Genomic DNA, 14,797 nt, shown 5'->3' on the forward strand with positions numbered 1-14,797 from the left:
GGCCCGGGGCGAAGCCCCCGCAGACGGTCAGCGCACCGGTGCGTCCACGCGCTCCACGCGCTGCGACCCCGAGCGCGTCCGGTACGACCGCTCCCACGACGCCGTCGCCTTCGCGTCGCGCTTGTCCGACAGGACGTAGTAGTCCATCTGCGCCCGCTCGGCCGTGACGTCGAGGACGCCGTAGCCGTGGCCGTCCATGTCGAGCCACTTCACATGGCGGTTGGAGGCCTTGATGGCCGCCGCCGCGGGCACGGACAGCGTGTGGGGTGCCACGTGCAGCAGGTCGTCGAGGTTGTCGGACGACACGGACGTCACCACGAACTCCGTGGCGACGGACGACGACAGCGGATAGGTCGCGGCCCGCTTGGGCACGTCGTTGGCCCAGGCCATGTGGATGTCGCCGGTCAGGAAGACCGTGTTGCGGATGGCGCGCCGCTCCAGGTGGTCGATCAGCTCGCGGCGGTCCTCGGTGTAGCCGTCCCACTGGTCGGTGTTGACGGCGAGGCCGCCCGCCGGGAGGCCCAGGAGCTTGGCGATGGGCTCCAGCAAATGCGCCGGGAGGGCGCCGAAGGCGACCGGGGAGATCATCACGGGGTTGCCCACCAGCCGCCAGGTGGTGTCGGAGCTCGCGAGACCCTCCTTGAGCCAGTCGAGCTGGGCGCGGCCGGTGATGGTGCGACCGGGTTCGTCGACCTTGCCGCTGCCGGGCTTCGCCTGCTGCGAGCGGAAGGATCTCAGGTCCAGCAGGTGGAGGTCGGCGAGCTTGCCGAAGCGCAGCCGGCGGTAGGTGGTGCCCTCGACGGAGGGGCGTACGGGCATCCACTCGAAGTAGGCCTGCTTGGCCGCGGCGACGCGGTCCTTCCAGTCGCCCTCGGCGCCCGGGGTGTGGTTCTCGGCGCCCCCGGACCAGGCGTCGTTGGCGAACTCGTGGTCGTCCCAGATGGCCACCAGCGGGTGGGTGTGCTGCACGGCCTGGAGGTCGGGGTCGGTCTTGTACTGGCCGTGGCGGGTGCGGTAGTCGGCCAGGGTGATGATCTCGTGGGTGGGGGCGTGGGGGCGGACCACGTACTTGGCGGCGGGGTATTCGCCGGACCGGTACTCGTAGATGTAGTCGCCGAGGTGGAAGACCGCGTCCAGGTCCTTGCGGGCGGCCAGGTGGCGGTACGCGGAGAAGTGGCCGGACTCCCAGTTGGAGCAGGACACCACGCCGAAGCGCAGCCCGGCCGTGGCCGCGTCGTGGGCGGGGGCGGTGCGGGTGCGGGCGGTCGGGGAGGCGGCGTCCCCGGCGGTGAACCGGTAGAAGTAGGCGGTGGCCGGGCGCAGTCCGCGGACGTCCGCCTTGACGGTGTGGTCGTGGGCGGCGGTCGCGGTGACGGTGCCCCGGGCGACGACCCGGGTGAAGCCGGCGTCCTCGGCCACCTGCCAGGTGACCTCGACGGCCGGGCCGCGTCCCGAGCCGGGCGCGGCGTCCGGGGTCGGGGTGACGCGGGTCCACAGCAGGATGCCGTCGGGCAGCGGGTCGCCGGAGGCGACGCCGTGGAGGAAGGCCGGGCGGGGCGGTCCGGGCGGGTCCGAGTCGGCGAGTGCGGCCGGGGCGGCGGCCAGCGGGAGCAGGGCGGCGGTCGTGGTGGCGGCGACGGCCGTGACGGCGGTGCGGCGGGATATGTGGTGGGATGTCACGGGCCGTCACTTTACTGCTCGGTAGAACCAGCGGTAAGACCCGTGACAAGAGCTTGGGCGGATGATCACCGAGTGTTCGTCCGCCCGTCGCCTACCGCTGGTAGCCCCCTACTTCACGAGCGCCCCGTCGACCAGCGACGTGAACGTCTTCGGGTCCTGCGGTGCCTGGCCGCGCTGGTCGCCCAGCACCTTGCCGTTGAGCTTCAGGCCCGGGGTGCCCTGGATGGGCTTGTTCGGGCCGACCTGCTTGTCGAAGGCGGCGGACATCTCCAGCGCCCACTTGTCGAAGGTGCCGTCCTCGACATCTTTCTTGAAGGCGGCGTTGCCCTTGAGCGCGGGCACCTCCTGCGCGACGGACACCAGCTTGCCGTCGTCGGAGAAGGCGTCGTCCCGCTCGTCGGGGTGGTTCTTGACCGAGTAGAGCGCCTTCTTGTACTCCAGGAACGCGTCCGGGCTCACATTGAGGGCCGCGCCCAGCGCGCTCAGCGCGTTCTTGGAGCCCGAGCCCTTGATCATCGGGTTGCGGTCGAGGAAGGTGCCCACCTCGAACTGGGCCTTGTACTTGCCGTCCTTGATGTCCTTCTGGATGGTCCCGCCGACGGCCTGCTCGAAGCCGGAGCAGACCGGGCAGCGCATGTCCTCGAAGACCTCCAGGGTGTTCTTCGCGTCCTGCTTGCCGATGACGACCGTGGTGCCCTTGTCACCGGTGGTGTTGGCGGGCTGCTTGAACTCCCGCTTCTTGGCGGCGGTCTCCCAGTCCTCGCTGCTGACCTTGGTGTTCTTGCCGCCATTGGTGGCCTTGGAGACAGCCACGCCGATGCCGCCCGCCGCCGCCAGTACGACGACGACGGCGCCGCCGATGAGGAGCTGGCGGCGGGTCTTGTCGCGCTTCGCCTGCTTCTCGCGCTCGGCGCGCAGGCGTTCGCGGGCGGCGGCCTTGTTCTGGGGGTTGCTCATGACTCGGCTCCGTGAGGAAGAAAGGTACGGAAGGGATGTGTTGCCGTGCTCAGGCGGATGCCGGGAGCGACGGCGGTCCCCGCCGTACGACGGAGTGGACGAGCAGGGGGAGCGTACGGGCGGCCAGGGTGTCGCGCACGGGTCGTACGGGCGCGATGCCGGCGGGTCCGTACGACCGGAGCGGGGCGGCCAGCAGCGGCGGCCGGAAGGCCAGCGCGGCCAGCGCGCGCAGCAGCCGGGCCACGGCCACCTCGCCGCGCCGCAGCCAGGCGGCGGCGATCAGCCCGACCGTGACGTGCGCGGCGAGCAGCAGCCAGGGCGTCGCGGAGCTCGTGGCGGCCGTTCCGGCGGCCAGGGGCGAGCCGAACTCGCCGCCCCGGCAGACCAGATCGACGCCCATCGAGTGGAGGGGCCCTGCGACCGGGCCGCCGGCCTGGCCGTAACAGGCGTGCTGGCCGGTGGTGAAGACGGTGTCCGCCGTCAGCTCCAGCGGGACCAGCAGGGCCGCTATCGGCCAGAAGCCGCGCTCCCGGCCGGCCAGCGCGTAGGCGACGGCGAAGAAGGCGGCCGCCAGCACGGCGACCGTGGACAGCGGCAACGGGGCGCGTGAGAGCAGCACATGGGCCGCCGAGGACAGCGTGAGGCAGAGCGCGGTGAAGAGCCCTGCGCGCATCGCCCTGAGCCGAACGCCCGTCCCCTCCATGGGGGCGAGTGTGCCACGGCGGCCGTCGGCTGTCTGGTCAAGATTCGGCATCGTTGAGGGGCGGGCCGGGCCCGCCCCTCGGGGGCGCTACTTGAGTTGCGCGGCGACCAGCTCGCTGAACTTGTCGGCGGTGTTCGGGGCGCCCTCGCCGTACGCGGTCTTCACGGACAGCTTCTTGCCGTCGAGCTTGAGCGTGGGCGTGCCCGTGACGTCCTTGTGGCCGTCGAAGGAGTCGGACATCTCCAGGGCCCACTTGTCGAAGGTGCCCTCCTTGACGTCCTTCTCGAAGGCGGCGTTGCCCTTGAGCGCGGGCACCTCCTGGGCGACCTTCAGCAGGACGTCGTCCTTGCGGAAGTCGTCCTTGGTCTCCTCGGGGTGGTTGGCCTTGGAGTAGAGGGCCTTGTTGTAGGCGCTGAAGGCCTCGGGGCTGATGTTCAGCGCCGCGCCGAGCGCGCTCAGCGCGTTCTTCGAGCCGTCGCCGCGGATCTGCGGGTTGCGGTCGAGGAAGGTGCCGATGTGGTACGAGACCTTGTACTTGCCGTCCTTGAGGTCCTTGTCGATGGTGTCGCCGACGTTCTGCTCGAAGACGGAGCAGATCGGGCAGCGCATGTCCTGGTAGATCTCCAGGGTGTGCTTGGCGTCCTTCTTGCCGACGACGACCTCGGTGCCCTTGTCGCCGCTCGTGTTGGCGGGCTTGACGAGGGTCTTCTTGGCGGCGGCGGACCAGGCGGAGTCGCTCTTGCCGCCGGACTGCGTCACCGCGTAGCCGACGCCGCCGGCTATCGCGAGGACGCCGACGATCGCGCCGCCGACGAGGAGCTGGCGGCGGGTCTTGTCGCGCTTCGCCTGCTTCTCGCGCTCGGCGCGCAGCCGGTCGCGGGCGGACTGCTTGTTCTCCCAGTTGTTGCGCTTGCTCATGGTGGTCTTCTCCGTGGTGCGTGTCGTGGCTGTCGGTCGCGTGCCGCCCGGGCCGCGCGGGGCCCGTCCGGGGGTGGACGGGCCGACGGTCAGCAGGGCGTGGGCAGCGGGGCCGGCGGACCGCGCCGTACGACGGAGTGGACCAGGAGCGGGAAGGCGTGGCGGGAGGGGGCATCGCGGCGGGCCCGTACGGACCGTAGCGGCCCTGCGCCGGCGCGGGCGCGCGCGTCCAGCACCGCGGCGGCGAGCCGCAGCGGGCGGAAGGCCACCGCCGCCGTGGCGCGCAGCAGCCCGGCGAGCGCGGCCTCGCCGCGCCGCAGCCAGGCGGCGGCCAGCAGGCCCACGGCGACGTGCCCGGCGAGCAGCAGCCAGGGGGCGGTGCCGGGGGCGGCCCAGCGGGCCAGCGGGCCGCCCATGCCCCCCTCGCACAGCCAGGTCAGCGCCCCGCCGGGGGCGGGGTGGCCGGGCCGGCCGTAGCAGGTGTCCTGCCCGGCGGTGAAGAGCGCCGCGGCGCCCAGCTCCAGCGGGACCAGGAGCGCGGCGATGCGCCCGTAGCCGCGCTCGCGGCCCGCTAGGGCGTAGGCGAGCGCGAAGACGGCGGCGCCGGCCCCGGCGACGGTCGCGAGCGGCAGCGGTCTCCCGGACAGCAGCACGTGGGAGGACGCGGACAGCAGTACGCACAGCGCGGCGAAGAGCGCCGCGCGCACTGCCCGCAACCGTGCCGCTGATATGTCCATGAGGGCCGAGTCTGTCATGCCGCGCGATAAACCTCGGCTAAAGCCCCGGAATGCGGCCGTTGCGGAAGAGATCGACGAAGATCTGGTGGTCCGCGCGGGCCCGGGCGCCATAGGTGTGGGCGAAGTCCACGAGGAGCTTCGCGAAGCCTTCCTCGTCGGCGGCGATCACGGCGTCGATGGCGCGCTCCGTGGAGAACGGCACCAGCGAGTGACCGCTCTGGTCGTCGGCGGCCGCGTGCATGGCGGCGGTGGCCCGGCCCAGGTCGGCGACGACGGCGGCGATCTCCTCGGGGTCGTCGATGTCCGACCAGTCGAGGTCCACGGCGTAGGGCGAGACCTCGGCGACGAGCTGCCCGTGGCTGTGGCCGCCCTCCTGGAGCTCCGTCCAGCCCAGCCACGGGTCGGCGTGCGCCTGGAGCGCCCGCTGCGAGATCACCGTGCGGTGGCCCTCGTGCCGGAAGTAGTCGCGCACGGCCCGGTCGGTGATGTGCCGGGAGACCGCCGGGGTCTGCGCCTGCTTCATGTAGATGACGACGTCGTTCTCCAGGGCGTCGCTGTTGCCCTCCAGGAGGATGTTGTACGAGGGCAGGCCGGCGCTGCCGATGCCGACGCCCCGGCGGCCGACGACGTCCTTGACGCGGTAGGAGTCCGGGCGGGCCAGGCTGGTGTCGGGGAGGGTCTCCAGGTAGCCGTCGAAGGCCGCGAGGATCTTGTAGCGGGTGGCGGCGTCCAGCTCGACGGTGCCGTCGCCGGGGAGGAAGCGCCGGTCGAAGTCGCGGATCTCCGTCATCGTGGCCAGCAGCCCGAAGCGGGTCAGCGAGCGGGCCTCGCGCAGGGCGCCGAGCAGCGGGCCGTCGGCGGTGTCCAGGGTGAAGGGCGGGAGCTCGCCGGAAATACCGTCCTTGGCGCCGGTGGCCAGGGCGTGGATCCGCTCGCGGTAGGCGGCGGCGTAGATCCGCACCAGCTCGGAGATCTTCTCGTCGCTGAGCGCCTTGGCGTGGCCCAGCAGCGCCACGGAGGCGGCGAAGCGCTTGAGGTCCCAGGTGAAGGGGCCGACGTAGGCCTCGTCGAAGTCGTTGACGTTGAAGACGAGGCGGCCGTTGGCGTCCATGTACGTGCCGAAGTTCTCGGCGTGGAGGTCGCCGTGGATCCACACCCGGCTCGTGCGTTCGTCCAGGTAGGGGCCGGCGTCGCGCTCGTGCGCCAGGTCGGAGTAGAAGAGGCAGGCGGTGCCCCGGTAGAAGGCGAAGGCGGAGGCGGCCATCTTCCGGAACTTCACGCGGAAGGCCGCCGGGTCGGCCGCCAGCAGCTCACCGAAGGCGGTGTCGAAGACGGCGAGGATCTCCTCGCCGCGCTGTGCGGCCCGGTCGTGCTCGGTCGCCATCGCGGGGTCCTCCTGGGTGGGGCATGGGACGAACGTGTGTGCTGTCGTGCTCAACGCGTGAGGGTACCGGCGCGTGCCCCCGGCTGTCGGTGGGGGCCGGTAACCTTCAAAACAGTCCCGTCCGCCCCGCTGCCCGCTCCCGCCGGAGGTCTCCCACCGTGGCCAACAAGCCGCCCTTCACGCACCTGCACGTCCACACCCAGTACTCCCTGCTGGACGGTGCCGCGCGGCTCAAGGACATGTTCAATGCCTGCAAGGACATGGGCATGACACACATCGCCATGTCCGACCACGGCAACCTCCACGGCGCGTACGACTTCTTCCAGCAGGCGAAAAAGGCCGAGATCACCCCGATCATCGGCATCGAGGCCTATGTCGCGCCCGAGTCCCGGCGCAACAAGCGACGCATCCAGTGGGGCCAGCCGCACCAGAAGCGCGACGACGTGTCCGGTTCGGGCGGTTACACCCACAAGACGATCTGGGCCTCCAACGCCACCGGCCTCCACAACCTCTTCCGGCTGTCCTCCGACGCCTACGCCGAGGGCTGGCTGACCAAGTGGCCCCGGATGGACAAGGAGACCATCGCCCAGTGGTCCGAGGGCCTGATCGCCTCCACCGGCTGCCCCTCGGGCGAGGTGCAGACCCGGCTCCGCCTCGGCCAGTTCGACGAGGCCGTCCAGGCCGCCAGCGACTACAAGGACATCTTCGGCGAGGGCCGGTACTTCCTGGAGCTGATGGACCACGGCATCGAGATCGAGCGCCGCGTCCGCGACGGCCTGCTGGAGATCGGCAAGAAGCTCGGCATCCCCCCGCTGGTCACCAACGACTCCCACTACACCTACGCGCACGAGGCCGAGGCCCACGACGCCCTGCTCTGCATCCAGACCGGCAAGAACCTCTCCGACCCGGACCGCTTCCGCTTCGACGGCTCGGGCTACTACCTGAAGTCCACGGACGAGATGTACGCCATCGACTCCTCGGACGCCTGGCAGCAGGGTTGCGCCAACACCAGGCTGGTCGCCGAGCAGGTCGACACCGAGGGCATGTTCCAGTTCCGGAACCTGATGCCCAAGTTCGACATCCCCGACGGCTACACCGAGATCACCTGGTTCCGCGAGGAGACCCTGCGAGGGATGCACCGCCGCTTCCCGGGCGGCATCCCCGAGGACCGCATGAAGCAGGTCGAGTACGAGATGGACACGATCATCTCGATGGGCTTCCCGGGCTACTTCCTCGTGGTCGCCGACTTCATCATGTGGGCCAAGAACCAGGGCATCGCGGTCGGCCCCGGCCGAGGCTCCGCGGCCGGCTCGATCGTCGCCTACGCCATGGGCATCACCGACCTCGACCCGATCCCGCACGGCCTGATCTTCGAGCGGTTCCTCAACCCCGAGCGCATCTCCATGCCCGATGTCGACATCGACTTCGACGAGCGCAGGCGCGCCGAGGTGATCCGGTACGTCACCGAGAAGTACGGCGCCGACAAGGTCGCCATGATCGGCACCTACGGCACCATCAAGGCCAAGAACGCGATCAAGGACTCCGCCCGTGTCCTCGGCTACCCGTACGCGATGGGCGACCGCCTCACCAAGGCGATGCCCGCCGACGTCCTCGGCAAGGGCATCCCCCTCTCCGGCATCCTCGACCCCAAGCACCCGCGCTACAGCGAGGCCGGCGAGATCCGCGGGATGTACGAGAACGAGCCGGACGTCAAGAAGGTCATCGACACCGCGCGCGGCGTCGAGGGCCTGGTCCGGCAGATGGGTGTGCACGCGGCCGGCGTGATCATGTCCAGCGAGACGATCACCGACCACGTCCCGGTCTGGGTCCGGCACACCGACGGCGTCACCATCACCCAGTGGGACTACCCGAGCTGTGAGTCGCTCGGCCTGCTGAAGATGGACTTCCTCGGCCTGCGCAACCTCACGATCATGGACGACGCCGTCAAGATGGTGAAGGCCAACAAGGGGATCGACATCGATCTCCTGGCCCTCCCGCTCGACGACCCCACGACCTTCGAGCTCCTCCAGCGCGGTGACACCCTCGGCGTCTTCCAGTTCGACGGCGGGCCCATGCGGTCCCTGCTGCGGCTGATGAAGCCCGACAACTTCGAAGACATCTCCGCCGTGTCCGCCCTGTACCGGCCGGGCCCGATGGGCATGAACTCGCACACGAACTACGCGCTGCGCAAGAACAAGCAGCAGGAGATCACCCCGATCCACCCGGAGCTGGAGAAGCCCCTCGAAGAGGTCCTCGCGGTCACCTACGGCCTGATCGTCTACCAGGAGCAGGTCCAGAAGGCCGCCCAGATCATCGCCGGGTACTCGCTCGGCGAGGCCGACATCCTCCGCCGCGTGATGGGCAAGAAGAAGCCCGAGGAGCTGGCGAAGAACTTCACGATCTTCCAGGCGGGCGCCCGGAAGAACAATTACAGCGACGAGGCCATCCAGGCCCTGTGGGACGTGCTGGTCCCCTTCGCCGGCTACGCCTTCAACAAGGCCCACTCCGCCGCGTACGGCCTCGTCTCGTACTGGACGGCCTACCTCAAGGCCAACCACCCCGCCGAGTACATGGCCGCGCTCCTCACCTCGGTGCGCGACGACAAGGACAAGTCGGCGATCTACCTCAACGAGTGCCGCCGCATGGGCATCAAGGTGCTCCCGCCGAACGTCAACGAGTCCGAGGCCAACTTCGCCGCCCAGGGCGACGACGTGATCCTCTTCGGCCTCACCGCCGTGCGCAACGTCGGCGCCAACGTCGTCGACTCGATCATCCGCTGCCGCAAGTCCAAGGGGAAGTACACCTCCTTCCCCGACTTCCTCGACAAGGTCGAGGCCGTCGTCTGCAACAAGCGCACCGTCGAATCGCTGATCAAGGCCGGCGCCTTCGACGAGATGAAGCACACCCGCAAGGGCCTCACCGCGCACTACGAACCGATGATCGACAACGTGGTGCAGGTCAAGCGCAAGGAGGCCGAGGGCCAGTTCGACCTCTTCGGCGGCATGGGCGACGACAGCGGCGACGACGGCCCCGGCTTCGGGCTGGACGTGGAGTTCTCCGACATCGAGTGGGAGAAGTCCTATCTGCTCGCGCAGGAGCGCGAGATGCTCGGCCTCTATGTCTCCGACCACCCGCTCTTCGGTATCGAGCACGTCCTCAACGACAAGGCCGACGCCTCGATCTCCCAGCTCACCGGCGGTGAGCACGCCGACGGCGCCATCGTCACCATCGGCGGCATCATCTCCGGCCTCCAGCGCAAGATGACCAAGCAGGGCAACGCCTGGGCCATCGCCACCGTCGAGGACCTGGCCGGCGCCATCGACTGCATGTTCTTCCCCGCCACCTATCAGCTGGTCTCCACCCAGCTCGTCGAGGACGCCGTCGTCTTCGTCAAGGGGCGGCTCGACAAGCGAGAGGACATCCCCCGGCTGGTGGCCATGGAGCTGATGGTCCCCGACCTCTCCAACGCCGGCACCAACGCCCCGGTGATCATCTCCATCCCCACGGTCAAGGTCACCCCGCCGCTGGTGGAGCGGCTGGGCCAGGTGCTCAGCCACCACCGGGGCTCGACCGAGGTACGGATCAAGCTCCAGGGTGCCCGCAAGACGACCGTCCTCCGGCTCGACCGCCACCGGGTGACACCCGATCCGGCGCTCTTCGGCGATCTGAAGCAGCTGCTCGGCCCGTCCTGCCTGGCCGGCTGAGCCGACACCACCATGTACGCGCTTGAGGGGCGCGCCCGCTGATGCGGGCGCGCCCCTCAAGCGCGTCGAAGCGCCGGATCAGTTGTGCCCGAAGCGCTTCTGCTTGCTCTTACGGGCGAGATCGCCCGGGGTCACCTGCGTCGACCGCTGCTCGCTCTGGGCCTCGACCGACGACTTCTGGGCCTGCTGCTGGCCACGTTCCGCCGCGCTGGACCTCTGCTGCTGGCTCCGGTCCTGCTTCTTGTTCTTCGCCATCGCTGCTGTGCCTCCGGATCGGGGTGACGGCCCCCCACAGGTCACCCTTGCACGCCCCCACGAAGCCCGCATTTCGGGTCATTACCTTCGGTGACAGGAGTACTTCTCCGCCGTCGCCCGTATCCGCCACGCCGAAGATCCAGTTCGGACTGATAACCCCCGCGCGGTCGGGCAGACTCCTGGCAAGCCGAGGAGACCGGGGCACCGCCGTGCCGGGGCGACCGCACCTTGTGAACTCAGCAGCACCGACCAGAATTCAGCCGAACCCGTCCGAACTCATTTGATGTCATTTGAACTCACGGAAAGAGGGTGGAACGTGGACCGCTGCGTCGTCCTGGTGGACGCCGGCTATCTGCTGGGCGCCGCCGCGAGCCTGCTGGCGGGGGAGCCCGCCAGGTCGCGCATCACCGTCGACCACGCGACCCTCATCCAGGGGCTCCGCGAGCGCGCCGAAGCCGACACCCAGCGTCCGCTGCTGCGGATCTACTGGTTCGACGGCGCCCCCGACCGGGTGCCCCAGCCCGAGCACCGGCGGCTGCGCGTGATGTCCCGCGTCACGGTCCGGCTGGGCGCGCTGACCCGCACCGACGGCCGCTGGGCCCAGAAGGGCGTGGACGCGGCCATGCACGCCGAGCTCACCGAGCTCGCCCGCAACCGCGCCTGCTCGGACATCGTGCTCGTCACCGGCGACGGCGATCTGCTGCCCGGCCTGATGTCCGCCAAGGAACACGGCGTCGCCGTCCACCTATGGGCCGTGCAGGCCGCCGACGGCGACTACAACCAGTCCGAGGACCTCGTCGCCGAGGCCGACGAACGACGCGTCCTGGACCGCACCTGGATCACCCGCGCGGTACGGCCCAAGGAGCTCACCGGGCCCTGCGCCCCGCCGCCCGCGCCCCGGCCCGAGATCGCGGCGATCCTCTCCGCGCCCCTGCCCGAGACCGCCGCGGCCGCCGCGGCGGCCTCCGGTCACGGCGGGGAGAACCGCCCCGCCGTCGAGCGCAACGGCGGCCGGCCCTCGACGGCCGCCCCGGCGGGCGGCCATGACAGCCCCGCCACACGCGGCGTGCCCACCCCGAAGGACCTCGCCGGCCTCGGGCGCGGCCCGGCGGGCGCACAGCCGGCCGGCACCTCGGCGCCGGGCCCCGGCACGGGCCCGGCCAACGGGCAGTCCGGCGCCGGGGCGGCCCCCAACGCGACCTTGCGCTGGTCCTCCGACAAGGGCTGGATCGACCGAGGCGCGGGCAGCGGACTGGGGGAGTCCCCCGAGACGGCCTCCCTGCCCATGCTCGCCCAGCTCACCAGCGCCGAGCAGCGCTGGGCCGACCGCGAGGAGGACATCACCACCGTCGGCGGCGACCCCTTCGAGGTCGGCCAGGTCTTCGCCCGCCGCTGGTCCGAGCGCCTGACCGACTCCGTCCACCTCCAGCACCTCTCCACCGAGTACCCCCGCATCCCCCACCGCATCGACGGCGAGCTCCTGCGCTACGCCGCCCGCTTCGGGCTCCTCGCCCACAAGGACGACCAGATCGACGAGCACGACCGCTACGCGATCCGCGCGGGCTTCTGGCGCGAGATCGACGCCCGGACGGCGGCGGAACACGCGCAGGCGGGGGACTGACCCCCAGGCCGACGGTGGAAGCGGCACCGCAACCGTGCCCCCGAGCGAGCCGCAGGCGTCGAGGCGCGTACCCTCATAGCTCGTGAGAACGGTCGGGAAACAGGCGGAGCGTGCCGCGGGCGCCACGGTGTGCACCGTGCGGGGGCTCGTCAAGACCTACCCGGCCGCGCGCGGGCGCCGCGGTCGTCCGGGCGCGGATCCCGTCCGGGCCACCGACGGCATCGATCTCGACATCCGGCGCGGTGAGATCTTCGGGCTGCTCGGCCCCAACGGCGCCGGCAAGACCACGCTCGTCCGCCAGCTCACCGGGCTGCTCCGCCCCGACGCGGGCGGCGTCGACCTCCTCGGCCACGACCTCGTCCGCCACCCCGAGCGCGCCGCGCGCCTCGTCGGCTACCTCGGTCAGGAGTCGACCGCGCTGGACGAGCTGACGGTGGCCCTGGCCGCCGAGACCACCGGCCGGCTGCGCGGCCTGGACCTGAGCGCGGCCCGGGCCGAGCGGGACGCCGTCCTCGACGAGCTGGGTCTCACCCCGCTGGCCGGCCGTCCGCTGAAGAAGCTCTCCGGCGGCCAGCGCCGCCTCGCCTGTTTCGCCGCCGCGCTGGTCGGCGACCGCCCCCTGCTCGTCCTGGACGAGCCGACCACCGGCATGGACCCCGTGGCCCGCCGGGCCGTGTGGGCCGCCGTGGACCGGCGCCGCGCCGAGCGGGGCACCACCGTGCTGCTGGTCACCCACAACGTCATCGAGGCCGAGACCGTGCTGGACCGGGTCGCGGTCCTGGAGCACGGGCGGATCATCGCCTGCGACACCCCGTCGGGGCTCAAGGAGCTCGTCGGCGACGAGGTCCGCGTCGATCTGGTCTGGCGCACCGAGCCGCCGCTGGACGTGCCCGAGGTCGCCGCGCTGCGGGACGCCGCCCTGGAGACCGGCCGCCGCTGGTCGCTGCGGCTGGGCCCGGCGGAGGCGCGTGCCGCCGTCGCCGCGGTGACCGGCGGCCCCGCCTTCGCCGCGCTGGACGACTTCACGCTCGCCACGCCGAGCCTGGAGGACGTCTACCTCGCGCTGGGCGGCGGCCGGTCGCAGGGGCTGGTGAAGGCGTGACGAGGTCCGTAGCGAACAGGAGCTGTGCCGCGTGAGTGCCGTATCCGCAGAGGCGGTGTCCGGGAAGGTCCGGGACCGGGGTGGGGACCGGGCCGGGGCCGGGGCCGAGGACGGCGTCGCCGTCGCCGCCCCCCTCGCGCCCGGGGCGCGGATGCTGCCCGCGCTGGCGGCCGTCTACCGGGCGCAGCTCTCGCGCGCCCGCGTGGCGCGGATCCCGCTGCTGTTCGTGGCGACCTTCCAGTCCGTCGGCATCATGGTCATGATGCGCGGCGTCGTCGACGGCGGTGCCGAGGCCCGGTCCGTCGTGGCCGGCTCCAGCGTCCTGGTCGTGGCGTTCGTCGCGCTCAACCTCCTCGCCCAGTACTTCGGCCAGTTGCGGGCCGGCGGTGGCCTCGACTACTACGCGACGCTGCCGGTGCCGCCTGCGGCGGTCGTGCTGGGGGCGGCCGGGGCGTACGCGTCCTTCACCGCGCCCGGCACCCTCGTCACGGCGGTGGTGGGCAGCGTGCTGTTCAAGCTGCCGATGGCGCATCTGTGGGTGCTGGCGGCCGTGATCCCGGTGTCGGGCGCGGCCCTCGCCGGTCTGGGTGCCGCCCTGGGGCTGCTCGCCCCGCGCCAGGAGCTCGCCACGCTGGGCGGTCAGCTGGGCATGTCGGCGGCGCTGCTGCTGGGCGTGCTGCCGGCCGCGCACATGCCGGCGCCGGTCGCGTTCGCGCGGGACCTGCTGCCGTCCACCTACGGCGTGGAGGCGTTCGCGCGGTCGTTCGACGCGCACCCGGACTGGCTGCTGGTGGCGGCCGACCTCGGGGTGTGCGCGGCCGTCGGCGTGGTGTCGCTGGCCGTGGCCACCTGGGCCTACCGCCGGGCGGCCGTGCGGTGACGCGCCGCACCGACCATCCTGGCGCCGGGGTGCCCGCGCCGACCTGGCACGATGGCGGGGTGACCGCACCGCTGACACCGCAGGACGACTCCTCCTCCGAACCCTCCTCGGATTCTGCCTCGGGCGCCTCTTCGGACGGCCGGGGTCCCGGATCCGCCCAGGCCTCCGGGCCCGTCGTCGGGGCCGACCACGCCGGGCAGGACGACCGGGCGGACGACCTGGCGCGGGAGCAGGACCGCGAGCGGGCCCGGGAGGAGACGCGCGCGGAGCTGCGGCAGGCGGTGGTGGTGCTCGTGGCGGTGACGGCGGCCGGTGTGCTGCTGGGTCTGCTGTGGGCGTGGCTGGCGCCCCGGGTGCCGCTGATCTCCGACGGCAAGGCCGTCTATCTGAAGAACACCGAGGGCGAGCAGGCCATCGGCGCGGACGGCTGGTTCGGGCTGCTGGGAGTGTGCCTCGGCGCGCTGAGCGCGGCCCTGGTGTTCCTCTTCCGCCGGGCCGGCGGCATCGCGATCGTCGTGGGCCTGGCGGTCGGCTCGCTGCTGGCCTCGCTGGTCGGCTGGCGCCTGGGCATCCGGTTCGGCCCCACCAGCGATGTGGTGGCCCACGCCCGGGCCGTCGGCAAGGGCGTCGTCTTCGACGCGCCGCTGCGGCTGGGGGCGAAGGGGATGCTGCTGGCGTGGCCGCTGGCGGCGATGGCCGCGCATCTGGGGCTGACGGCGCTGTTCGGGCCGCGGGATCCGGAACCGGCGGTCGTTCCCCACTGGCCGGAGGCCTGACCCCAGCCCCACCCCTTTACCGTTTCGTCCTTGAGCCCCCGGGGGGGCCCCAAAGGCCCCCCCCCCCCCCCAAAAAAAAA

12 protein-coding genes are annotated in these 14,797 nt (G+C 71.6%); 5 read left to right on the forward strand and 7 right to left on the reverse strand.

All coding sequences use genetic code 11. From position 1 onward, the window contains the following. Window positions 1-27: 27 nt before the first annotated feature. From AB0E98_RS02495 to AB0E98_RS02520, 6 genes are all read right to left on the reverse strand, one after another. On the reverse strand, window positions 28-1,680 hold the full coding sequence (locus tag AB0E98_RS02495; protein ID WP_361697710.1) for an alkaline phosphatase D family protein: 1,653 nt from the start codon (window positions 1,678-1,680) through the stop codon (window positions 28-30). Window positions 1,681-1,788: 108 nt separating this feature from the next. Then, window positions 1,789-2,637: a thioredoxin domain-containing protein gene (locus AB0E98_RS02500; RefSeq protein ID WP_361697712.1), complete on the reverse strand. Its 849-nt coding sequence runs from the start codon at window positions 2,635-2,637 to the stop codon at window positions 1,789-1,791. A 49-nt stretch (window positions 2,638-2,686) separates the two neighbouring features. Continuing rightward, a complete protein-coding gene (locus AB0E98_RS02505; RefSeq protein WP_361697714.1) occupies window positions 2,687-3,310 on the reverse strand; it encodes a hypothetical protein in 624 nt (207 codons plus the stop codon). 117 nt (window positions 3,311-3,427) lie between these two features. Continuing rightward, window positions 3,428-4,258 carry a thioredoxin domain-containing protein gene (locus tag AB0E98_RS02510; RefSeq protein ID WP_361697716.1) on the reverse strand — a complete coding sequence of 277 codons (831 nt, stop codon included), beginning with the start codon at window positions 4,256-4,258 and terminating at the stop codon, window positions 3,428-3,430. Window positions 4,259-4,347: 89 nt separating this feature from the next. After that, window positions 4,348-4,995, reverse strand: coding sequence for a hypothetical protein (locus AB0E98_RS02515; protein WP_361698143.1), 648 nt, complete (start codon window positions 4,993-4,995; stop codon window positions 4,348-4,350). Window positions 4,996-5,032: 37 nt separating this feature from the next. Continuing rightward, on the reverse strand, window positions 5,033-6,379 hold the full coding sequence (locus AB0E98_RS02520; RefSeq protein ID WP_361698145.1) for a DUF2252 domain-containing protein: 1,347 nt from the start codon (window positions 6,377-6,379) through the stop codon (window positions 5,033-5,035). A 158-nt stretch (window positions 6,380-6,537) separates the two neighbouring features. Between AB0E98_RS02520 and dnaE the strand changes: the two genes are divergently transcribed. Then, the gene (gene dnaE / locus AB0E98_RS02525; protein WP_361697718.1) at window positions 6,538-10,083 is read left to right on the forward strand and encodes a DNA polymerase III subunit alpha; all 3,546 of its coding nucleotides are present in this window, start codon (window positions 6,538-6,540) and stop codon (window positions 10,081-10,083) included. A 78-nt stretch (window positions 10,084-10,161) separates the two neighbouring features. On the opposite strand, the gene AB0E98_RS02530 is transcribed toward dnaE, so the two are convergent. Further along, window positions 10,162-10,338, reverse strand: coding sequence for a hypothetical protein (locus AB0E98_RS02530; protein ID WP_361697720.1), 177 nt, complete (start codon window positions 10,336-10,338; stop codon window positions 10,162-10,164). 316 nt (window positions 10,339-10,654) lie between these two features. On the opposite strand from AB0E98_RS02530, the gene AB0E98_RS02535 reads away from it, so the two are divergent. The 4 genes from AB0E98_RS02535 to AB0E98_RS02550 all read left to right on the forward strand — a co-directional run bounded on the left by AB0E98_RS02535 (window position 10,655) and on the right by AB0E98_RS02550 (window position 14,717). Continuing rightward, the gene (locus AB0E98_RS02535) at window positions 10,655-11,959 is read left to right on the forward strand and encodes an NYN domain-containing protein (protein WP_361697722.1); all 1,305 of its coding nucleotides are present in this window, start codon (window positions 10,655-10,657) and stop codon (window positions 11,957-11,959) included. A 127-nt stretch (window positions 11,960-12,086) separates the two neighbouring features. After that, window positions 12,087-13,061 (forward strand): ABC transporter ATP-binding protein, encoded by a 975-nt coding sequence (locus AB0E98_RS02540; RefSeq protein WP_361698147.1) that lies wholly within the window; start codon window positions 12,087-12,089, stop codon window positions 13,059-13,061. A 31-nt stretch (window positions 13,062-13,092) separates the two neighbouring features. Then, entirely contained in the window at window positions 13,093-13,941 is an 849-nt protein-coding gene (locus tag AB0E98_RS02545; RefSeq protein ID WP_361697724.1) for an ABC transporter permease, read from the forward strand. A gap of 218 nt (window positions 13,942-14,159) precedes the next feature. After that, window positions 14,160-14,717, forward strand: coding sequence for a hypothetical protein (locus tag AB0E98_RS02550; RefSeq protein WP_361698149.1), 558 nt, complete (start codon window positions 14,160-14,162; stop codon window positions 14,715-14,717). The last annotated feature ends 80 nt before the right edge of the window (window positions 14,718-14,797 follow it).

Origin of the sequence: Streptomyces sp. NPDC037389, from assembly GCF_040636475.1 — a bacterium.
Taxonomy (GTDB): Bacteria; Actinomycetota; Actinomycetes; order Streptomycetales; family Streptomycetaceae; genus Streptomyces; species Streptomyces hesseae.